The organism is Streptococcus sp. DD04 (assembly GCF_001578725.1).
Lineage (GTDB): Bacteria > Bacillota > Bacilli > Lactobacillales > Streptococcaceae > Streptococcus > Streptococcus sinensis.
The window spans coordinates 1-391 of record NZ_KQ969008.1 but is presented as its reverse complement, the minus strand read 5'-3'; the positions used below and the strand labels follow the sequence as shown (position 1 = coordinate 391).

Here is a 391-nt window from a genome sequence, read left to right as displayed (position 1 = left end):
GAGTCATTACCATGGACATGTTTAGTCCCTACTACGATATTGCCAGAAAACTATTTCCAAAGGCTAAAATCGTTCTGGATCGTTTTCACATTGTCCAACACCTGAGCCGGGCTATGAGTCGTGTTCGTGTTCAAATCATGAATCAATTGGATCGAAAATCGCATGAATACAAAGCGCTGAAACGCTACTGGAAACTGATCCAACAAGATAGTCGGAAACTCAGCGATAAAAGCGTGTAGCGTTACAATAGATGTGAGACCTGAGTACCAAAAAAGAAGAAACCTTGATATGATTAGTTCTGACACAACCATCAAAAAAAGGAGTCTTCTCATGAATAGTATACCACAAAACATCCGCTACCTGCCACATACTTTGGATACACGCTATCACG

Annotated in this window: 1 pseudogene; it reads left to right on the top strand. The window is 40.9% G+C overall.

Annotation, left to right across the window (positions count from 1 at the left end):
* Window positions 1-230, top strand: a pseudogene (locus tag STRDD04_RS10280) (transposase); the annotation flags it as partial.
* Window positions 231-391: the final 161 nt, after the last annotated feature.